The sequence below is a fragment of the Parvibaculum sp. genome (assembly GCF_040882025.1).
In the GTDB taxonomy this organism is placed as follows: domain Bacteria; phylum Pseudomonadota; class Alphaproteobacteria; order Parvibaculales; family Parvibaculaceae; genus Parvibaculum.
Genome location: NZ_JBBECC010000204.1, coordinates 1 through 8578 on the forward strand (window position 1 = coordinate 1; position 8578 = coordinate 8578).

Annotated in this window: 10 protein-coding genes; 5 read left to right on the top strand and 5 right to left on the bottom strand. The window is 65.3% G+C overall.

Annotated features, from left to right (window positions below):
- Positions 1-438, top strand: a 438-nt coding sequence (locus WEB61_RS15835) for a cbb3-type cytochrome c oxidase subunit I (protein WP_368065310.1), incomplete at its 5' end; no start/stop codon positions are given.
- 31 nt (positions 439-469) lie between these two features.
- Positions 470-883 carry a SirB2 family protein gene (locus WEB61_RS15840; RefSeq protein ID WP_368065311.1) on the top strand — a complete coding sequence of 138 codons (414 nt, stop codon included), beginning with the start codon at positions 470-472 and terminating at the stop codon, positions 881-883.
- A gap of 3 nt (positions 884-886) precedes the next feature.
- On the opposite strand, the gene WEB61_RS15845 is transcribed toward WEB61_RS15840, so the two are convergent.
- A complete protein-coding gene (locus WEB61_RS15845; protein WP_368065312.1) occupies positions 887-2059 on the bottom strand; it encodes an NnrS family protein in 1173 nt (390 codons plus the stop codon).
- Between the two features lie 68 nt (positions 2060-2127).
- On the opposite strand from WEB61_RS15845, the gene WEB61_RS15850 reads away from it, so the two are divergent.
- Complete coding sequence (locus tag WEB61_RS15850) at positions 2128-2604, top strand: hypothetical protein (protein WP_368065322.1); 477 nt, start codon at positions 2128-2130, stop codon at positions 2602-2604.
- Positions 2605-2607: 3 nt separating this feature from the next.
- Here WEB61_RS15850 and WEB61_RS15855 read toward each other — a convergent pair whose 3' ends face one another.
- Both WEB61_RS15855 and nirK read right to left on the bottom strand, forming a co-directional pair.
- Positions 2608-3060 (bottom strand): pseudoazurin, encoded by a 453-nt coding sequence (locus WEB61_RS15855; RefSeq protein ID WP_368065313.1) that lies wholly within the window; start codon positions 3058-3060, stop codon positions 2608-2610.
- A gap of 76 nt (positions 3061-3136) precedes the next feature.
- Positions 3137-4162, bottom strand: coding sequence for a copper-containing nitrite reductase (nirK, locus tag WEB61_RS15860; RefSeq protein WP_368065314.1), 1026 nt, complete (start codon positions 4160-4162; stop codon positions 3137-3139).
- A gap of 131 nt (positions 4163-4293) precedes the next feature.
- Here nirK and WEB61_RS15865 point away from each other — a divergent pair, with 131 nt between their 5' ends.
- Complete coding sequence (locus WEB61_RS15865) at positions 4294-4992, top strand: Crp/Fnr family transcriptional regulator (protein ID WP_368065315.1); 699 nt, start codon at positions 4294-4296, stop codon at positions 4990-4992.
- 82 nt (positions 4993-5074) lie between these two features.
- Positions 5075-5287, top strand: coding sequence for a DUF1858 domain-containing protein (locus WEB61_RS15870; protein ID WP_368065316.1), 213 nt, complete (start codon positions 5075-5077; stop codon positions 5285-5287).
- Between the two features lie 41 nt (positions 5288-5328).
- On the opposite strand, the gene WEB61_RS15875 is transcribed toward WEB61_RS15870, so the two are convergent.
- Together WEB61_RS15875 and WEB61_RS15880 are read right to left on the bottom strand one after the other, a co-directional pair.
- Positions 5329-6348 carry an SDR family oxidoreductase gene (locus WEB61_RS15875; protein ID WP_368065317.1) on the bottom strand — a complete coding sequence of 340 codons (1020 nt, stop codon included), beginning with the start codon at positions 6346-6348 and terminating at the stop codon, positions 5329-5331.
- 188 nt (positions 6349-6536) lie between these two features.
- On the bottom strand, positions 6537-8578 hold a 2042-nt coding region (locus tag WEB61_RS15880), incomplete at its 5' end, for a xanthine dehydrogenase family protein molybdopterin-binding subunit (protein WP_368065318.1).

Sequence of the window (8578 nt, forward strand, 5' to 3'; positions counted from 1 at the left end):
ACGCCGCTGCACGGCCATACGGCGCTGTTCGGCGTCTACGGCATGCTCGGCATCGGGCTGGTGCTGTTCTGCCTGCGCGGCATGAAGCCCAATCTCGCCTGGCATGAAGGGCTTTTGAAGACGAGCTTCTGGTGCCTCAATATCGGCCTGGCGCTGATGGCGCTGTTGACGCTGCTGCCGCTCGGCGTGCTGCAGCTCTTCGCCTCGCTCGAACATGGCTATGCCTATGCGCGCTCGGCCGAATTCATGCAGCAGCCTTTCGTCGACCTGCTGATCTGGATGCGGGTGCCGGGCGACACGATCTTCTCGATCGGCGCGCTGGCGCTTGCCGTCTTCGTGGCCGGGCTCTGGCTCTTCCCGAAGCCGGAGGGCGAGGAGGAGGTGCGCGAGGTTCCGCGCACCCGCATTCGCGCGGAACCGGCCGGCGGCGCCGATTGAGCGGCGACGCGCGCAAGGGCCGGGACGCGGCATGATCGAGTTCTATGGCGAGATCCGGCTCGTTCATATCGTGTCGGTGCTGGCGAGCGGCGGGCTCTTCCTCCTGCGCGGGCTCGCGCTTTTTGCCGGCGGCGGGACGGGGGCGCGGCTCGCCATGGCCGCGCCTGTCCGTCTTCTCAGCTACACGATCGACACGGTGCTGCTCACCGCCGCGCTGATGCTGATGACGATCGTGCAGCAATATCCCTTCATCGATCACTGGCTGACGGTGAAGGTCATGCTGCTCGCGCTTTATATCGCGCTCGGCATGGTGGCCTTCCGCTTCGCCCCGACGCAGGGCTCACGCATCGGCGCCTTTGCGGCGGCGCTTGCCGTCTATGCCTATATTCTCTCGGTCGCGCTGGCGCATGACCCGGCGGGTATTTTCAGCGGCGCCTATTTCTAGATTTCAGCGGCGGATATAGAGCGGGATATAGAGCGCGACGAAAAGCGCGAAGGCCGCGATCCAGGCGCCGGCCGCAAGATCGAGGGCAAGCGCCTGAGCCGAGCCGGCGAAAGGCGCGGCAAGGCGCGCGAGCGCCGCAAGCAGCACAAGCAAATAGACGGCGAGCGTGCCGCGGCCGGCGGTGAGTTCGCGCTTGCTGTGGCCGAGGCTTGCGCGCGTCATGACGGCGAGGATCATCGTGCCCATGGCGCCGACGGTGAGCGCATGGAGCGCACTCGTCGCAAGAGCCGGATGCCAGGCGGCGCTTCCCAAGAGCACCAGCCCCACCGGCAGCCAGGCATAGCCGATATGGAGGATCCAGAGGAGCGGCTCCTTGAGCGTCGCGGCCCCGCGCCAGCGGGCGAGACGAAGCGCGTGAACGAGGCCCGCAAATATCAGTGCGGCGCCCGAGAGTGCGGTCAATCCGGTAACGACCCAGAGCGCGAGGACGACAACGCCGAGCGCCAGCACCCCCTTGTCGAAGCGGTCGAAGGGTACCGGCAGGGTGCCCAGAATATCCTGCCGGCGCAGCCAGTTGGTGGTGAAGCTCGGGATGATGCGGCCGCCGATCAGCGAAATCAGCATGATGACAACGGCGATGGCGAGGCGCTTGCCCGCCTCCTCCCATTCGTAATGCCCGAAGGCGCCGGCATGGATCATCGCATTGGCGGCGGTGAGCACCGTGAGCGCCCCGAGCACGGGAAGGTTGCGCCAGTTGCGCCCGGCGACGATCTCGCGGGCAACGACGGCCGCGAAGACGATGAGGAAGGAAAGATCGATCGCCGCGGCAAGTCCGGGACCGATGATGAGGGAGAAGGCGACGGCAACGCGGCCCGCGATCCAGAGCAGAACGAGGCCGCCGAGCGGCCAGCCCTGCAGCGGCAGGCGCCCCGTCCAGTTCGGGATGGCGGTCAGCAGAAAGCCCGCGATCGCCGCCGCGACGAAGCCGAACAGCAATTCGTGGAAATGCCAGGCGACCGGGCCGAAGGCCGTGGGCAGGGCGACGGTACCGCTCAGCATCGCGATCCAGAGCGCCATCGAGAGGCAGGCCCAGAGGCCGGCGGCCAGAAAGAACGGGCGGAAGCCCGCCGAGAGAAGCGGCCAGGCATCTGCCGAGGCGTAACGGGGCACCGGCATATCAGCACGTGCGCGCGAAAGCCGCGCGCCCTATTCTGACGGACAGCTTCCTTCGACGGAGACATCCCCTGGACGATATTCTCATAGCCCGTGTTCTCCATGTTCTGGCGATCGTTCACTGGATCGGCGGCGTGATGCTTGTGACCGCCGTGATCCTACCCGCCGTGATCCGTTTCTCCGAACCGGCCCGCCGCGTGGCGCTTTTCGAGGAAATCGAAGGACGGTTTTCCTTCCAGGCGAAATTCTCGGTCACGCTTGCCGGATTGAGCGGCTTCTACATGACCTGGCGGCTGGAGGCCTGGGCGCGCTTCAGCGAGCCGCAATTCTGGTGGATGCATGCGATGGTGCTGGTGTGGGCGATCTTCAGCTTCGTTCTCTTCGTCGCCGAGCCGCTGTTTCTTCACGACTGGTTCCGCCGCCGCGCCGCACAGGACCCCGATGCGATCTTCGCCCTGGTTCAACGGGGACACTGGATATTGCTGACGCTCAGTGCCGTGACGATCGCAGGCGCCGTGCTTGGCGGGCATGGCGGGTTTCTGTTCTAGAGGTCAATTCGCCGCTATCTGCTGCAACAGATCCGCCATCACGGTGCGCGCCTTGCCGGGATGCTTCGCCTCGCCGGCAGCGTCGAGATTTCCGGCCGCATCGCCGACGACAACCACGCCCACCATGCCCATCGCGTAATGCGGCAGGCATTTGTAGCCGTAGACGCCCTCCTCACCGAACGTCACCGTGACGGCGTCGCTCATCTTGCCCTTGAAGGGTTCGGCACCGGACGGCGCCATGCCGGCAATGCTTTCGGCATTGTGGCTGCGATCGGTCGGAACGAAGGTCACCGTGTCGCCCGGCGCGACCTTCAGATAGGCCGGCTCGAAGACCATCGCTCCTGCTTCGCCGCGGTTGAGCATCCGGACCTCGTGGTCCGCCGCAAGAACGGGGCCTGCCGCGAGGGCGAGGCCGAAAAGCGCGCCGGTGAGGGCGAGGGGCGTTCTGATTTTCATCCTGTATTCCTTTCGTGAACGGGCCGTCGCGGACGGGATGACACTCCCGTCCGCGGGCCCCCCGGGCAACGCGCCCTCAGTGACCAGCCATGTTGAGGACGGCATCGCCGGTATCGAAGATCGCGGCGTCGTCAGGCCCTTCGACCTTGATCTGCGCGACGAGGCCGCGCTCAAGCCGCGACAGGGCGTGATCGACCAGCAGGTAGACGCCCGGCACATCGAAGGTGACCTCGGCGACCGTCGCACCGCCCGGCGCCACGGTGACCGTCTGGACGTCGATCGAGGCGGCGCTCACGAGCGAGCCATGCGTGTAGACCTTGTCCATGATCTCGCCGATGACGTGGAAGCTGGAGGTCTTGTTCGGCCCGCCGACGCCGAAGAAAATGCGCATGGTTTCGCCGACCTTCGCCTCGATCGCGTTGTCGCCGGTGAGCGCGCCGACGGCGCCGTTGAAGACGTAATATTCCGGCTTTTCGTCGAGCAGCTTGTCGTAGTCGGTGAAGGCTTCGCCCTTCTTGCCATAGGCAAGCTCGGTATAGACTTCACCCTGCATGACATAGATCTCGCGATCGACGGGCGGCAGGCCGCCCTCCGGCTCGACAAGGATCAGACCGTACATCCCGGCCTGAATGTGATCGGCGACCATCGGGGTGGCGCAGTGATAGACATATATGCCGGGCTTCATGGCCTTGAAGCTGAAGCCGGTGTGGTCGCCGGGCGCGGTCTGAGTTGCGACCGCGCCACCGCCGGGGCCGGTGACGGCATGAAAATCGACGGAGTGGAACATCGTGCTGTCGGCCGCATTCCTGAAAGCGACTTCGACGGTGTCGCCCACGCGGGCCCGCACGAAGGGGCCGGGGACCGTTCCGTTGAACGTCCAGAAGCGGAACGTCGTGCCGTCCGCCAGTTCCGCTTCGCGTTCGATGGTTTCCAGTTCCAGCTTGATCGTCGCCGCGTGGTCGCGGGCGATGGGCGGTGGCATGTCTGCCGGATCGAGCGCGATGGAGGTCATCCCGGTATCAGCGCCCGCGCCGAGAGAAAGTCCCACAAGCAGCGTCATTGCGCTTGCGGTACCGGTGAGAGCCTGCTTGAACCTGCTCATTTTCTATCTCCTTGAGGCGAGCCGTCGAAATTGACACATTGAAGATAGGTGTCGCCGCAAGAGATTGATTTGCGCTGCATCAATTGAGCGGAACTTTGCCGAGAGCGGGTCACGCAAACGGAGACGAAAACATGGATACAAGCAGCCGCATCGAACTCCTTCGCGCCGTGCCCTTGTTCGGCGGTCTGGAGAGAGCGGGGCTTGAGGCTGTTGCGGACGCCGCTCGCGAGCAGACCGCCGCCAAGGGCGAAACGCTGTTCGAGCAGGGCGACGAAGCGACGCATGGCCATGTCCTTGGGTGGGGACATGTCCGTCTCGATCAGGTTACGGCGGACGGGCAGAACATCGTGCTGCGGCATATGGGCCCAGGCGACATGATCGGATTTGTCGCGGTTCTCCGTCGCATGCCGTTTCCCGCGACACCGGTGGCGCTCGAAGACAGTCAGACACTCAGCTGGAGCGCGCCGCGTTTCGGCGAGCTGATGGCCACCTATCCGGCAATCGCGCGCAACGCGATCGATGTGGTGGGCGGACGGATCGAGGAATTGCAGCAGCGCCTGCAGGAGGTTGCGACCCAGCGCGTCGAACAACGCATCGCGGCGACGCTGCTGCGGCTGGCGAACCAGACCGGCCGCCGCGTGGAGGACGGGATCGAAATCCCCTTTCCGCTGTCCCGGCAGGACCTTGCCGAAATGACGGCGACGACGCTCCACACCGTCAGCCGGACACTTTCGGCCTGGGATCACGACGGTATCGTCGAATCGCGCCGGTCGAGCCATCTCGTCATCCGCCAGCCGCATCGCCTTGTGCAAATCGCCGGACAGGCGTGAGCTTGAATTGCGCTCGCGCAAATGACGCGCGACATTCTGCCGCTAGACTTCCTCCGCAACGAATGCCGGAGGAGGAACGCAGATGCCGGATATCGATCTTTCGACCATGACGGTTGCCCAGCTGCTGCGCCGCTGGCCCGAAACGGTTCGTGTCTTTCTCGATTACAAAATGAACTGCCCGGCCTGTCCGATCGCGCCGTTTATGACGATCGACGAAGCCGCCGGTGAATATGGCGTCGACGCCGATGCCCTGACGCGCGATCTGATGCGAGCTGCGCGATCTCCCGACGGATGATGGCGGGCCGAGCCGATATTATTATTTCGGCTCGGGCTTGCTCAGCCGTCGAGGCGCGCGAGGCTTTCGGCGGTGTCGACGGCCGACTGTTCCCAGGAGCGCGGGGACCAGCCGAGGACGCGCATCGCCTTTTCGCCCGTCGCATGCTTTTCCTTGCCGAGTTCGGGCAGCAGCAACTTCACCTCCGGCATGCGCAGCGCGGCGATGAAGACCAGCCAGTTCGGCAATTGGCGCGTCGGCACTTTGCCGGCCGCCTTGCCCATGCGTTCCTTCAGCAGGCGCGCGACATCGCGCATCCAGACGAAATCGCCGGAGATGGCGAGGAAACGCTCGCCGTTCGCGGCCGGATCGGTCATCGCGCGCAGGTGAAGGTCCGCGACGTCGCGCACATCGACGAGACCGAAGCCGAGCTTCGGCGAGCCGGGCATGGCGCCGTCCATCAGACCCTTCACGATCTGGATCGAGGTCGAATAGTCGGGGCCGAGCACCGGGCCGAGAACGCCCACCGGATTGACCACCGCGAGTTCGAGGCCGTTCCCTTCGCGCGCGATGAAGTCCCAGGCGGCGCGTTCGGCGATGGTTTTCGATTTGGTGTAAGGCGTGATGTCGTCGCCGTCGAGGTCGGTCCAGTCGGTTTCGTCGAAGGGCTTCTTGCGGACCCCATGCCCATAGCCGATGGCGGCGAAGGAGGAGGTCAGCACGACACGCTTGACGCCGGCGTCGCGCGCGGCACGCAGCAGCCGCAGCGCGCCGTCGCGGGCCGGGACGATCAGTTCGTTTTCGTCTTTCGGTACGCCGGGCGGAAAGGGCGAGGCGACATGAAGCGCATAGTCGCAGCCCTTCGCGGCCTCGGTCCAGCCCTTGTCCGAGGTGAGGTCGGCAGCGAAGAAGGAGAGGCGTGCGCCCGGCTCCGCGCCGCCCGCTTTCAGCGCGGCACGGACTTCGGGTTCCCGTGCGAGATTGCGGACCGTGGTGCGGACCTCGTGGCCCGCGTCGAGAAGCTGGAGGATGCAGTGGCCGGCGATGAAACCCGAGCCGCCGGTGACGAGTACTGTGGACATGGGTTTTCTCCGTTAGCGGAGCGTTTCGCCCCTCATTCGTCGTTGCGAGGCCTGAAGGGCCGAAGCAATCCACAAGCGGAGGGCTCGGTGGTTGCGGCTTCCGGGTTGCTTCCTCCTACGCTCCTACGGAGCTTCGGTGGACAGGTCGTCGCTGCACTCCTCGCAATGACGATCTTTTTTATTTCCTTCTAGTCCGCGGCCTGGGCAAATTTTTCAGAACGGGTCAGGTCGTGGTTCTTGAGAGGCAACTGGCGAATGCGTTTACCGGTCGCTGCGAAAACGCCGTTCGAGACCGCGGCGGAAACGACGGGCGTCGCCGGTTCGCCCAAGCCGCCGATGGGCGCGCCGCTTTCGATGAAGTGAACCGCGATCTCCGGCGTCTCGGAGAGATGCAGCATCTCGTAGTCGGTGAAGTTCGTTTGCGCGACGGCGCCACCTTCGATCCGGATTTCGCCATAAAGCGCGGCGGTGAGGCCGTAGATGATGCCGCTTTCGACCTGCTGCGCGGCGGTGTCGGGGTGGATCACCTCGCCGCAATCGACCGCCGCCACGACGCGGTGGACGCGGACGGCGCCATCCGTCACGGAAATCTCCGCGACTTCCGCGACGATGGAGCCGAAGCTCTGCTGCACGGCGATGCCATGGTAGCGGCCTTCGGCGAGCGGCTTGCCCCAGCCGGCTTTTTCGGCGGCGAGATCGAGCACGGCCTGGTGGCGCGGCTGGCCTTCGAGAAGGGCGCGGCGATATTGATAGGGATCGGCGCCGGCACGATGCGCGAGTTCGTCGATGAAACTTTCGTTGAAGAAAGTGTGCTGCGTATGCGCGACGGAACGCCAGGGGCCGCGCGGCACGTGGTTTTCGACTTCGACGAAACGGATCGACTGGTTGGGGATCGCGTAAGGGATATGGGGCGCCTCGCCGGGCTCGTCCTTGTGGACATAGATGTTTTCCCAGGCGAGGGGCAGGCCCTTGCCGTCGAGTGCGACGCGGAGCCGCGCGCTGGAGGCGATGCGGTAGGCGTCGTGCTGGATGTCGTCTTCGCGCGTGTAGACGAATTTCACCGGCGCATCGACTTCCTTCGCGACGATGGTGGCAAAGTCGATCTCGCTCGGGAAATTGAAGAAGCCTTCGCGGATCGGGATGCGGCGGCCGAAACCGCCGCCGAGCAGCATCGGATGGACGGTAACATTTTCGAAGTCGATGCCGGAAATGTCGGCGACGCGGGCGCGCGTGCCGAGCGGGTCCTGCACGCCGACCCAGACATCGGCCTTGCCGTCGCGGATCCAGACGGTGCAGTTCATCGGCTCCATGCAGGCGTGCGCCAGATAGGGCACGCGGTAATTCGCCTCGACGATGTCCGCACCTTCAGCCCCGAAGGCAGGGGCGATGTCGCCGATCACCTTGTCGTCCTCGCTTTCACCGGACGCGATGGCGGCGTCATGGCCGGCGAAGATGGTTTCCGACGAGACGGCCTCGCCGCCCTTCGTGTCGAAGGTGACCTCGAGCGCGGCGGCGGCTTCTTTCGCGCGCCAGTAATTATCCGCGATGACGGCGACGCCGCCGGGGAACTCGACCACTTTCTTCACGCCGCGGCGGGAGAGGATTTCGCTCGCGTCGTAAGAGACGACGGTGGAGCCGAAGACGGGGGCGAGTTTCGGCGCGGCATAGAGCATGCCGGGGACTTGCGCGTCGATCCCGTATTTCGCGGTGCCGTTGACCTTGCCCGGAATGTCGAAGCGGGGGCGGGCCGTGCCGACGATGGTGTAGTCCGCTTTCGATTTCAGGACCGGCGCGGCGGAGGGCGCATAGTCGGCGGCTTCGGCGGCAAGCTCGCCGTAAGTGGCGGACTGACCGTTCGGGCCCGTGACCGCGCTGAGGGCGGCCACGCAGTCGGACGGCGAGACGCCCCAGCGGGCGGCGGCGGCCTTTACCAGCATGTCCTTCGCGGCGGCGCCGGTGACGCGCATGCCGTGATGGCCGGTGTAGCGGACCGCCATGGAACCACCCGTCACCTGCAGGTTCATGAATTGCGCGACCTTGGTCCATGTGGCGGCGTTGAGGCCCTTCAGCATAGGCGGCACGTCGTCGCCGGCGACGAAGCGGTTGCTCAGCGCCTCATTGGCGAAGGCTTTTTCCGCGGGCGCCTGTTCGGCGCGGACGAGCGACCAGTCGGCTTCCATTTCCTCCGCCGCCATCATGGCAAGCGCCGTGATGGTACCCTGCCCCATGT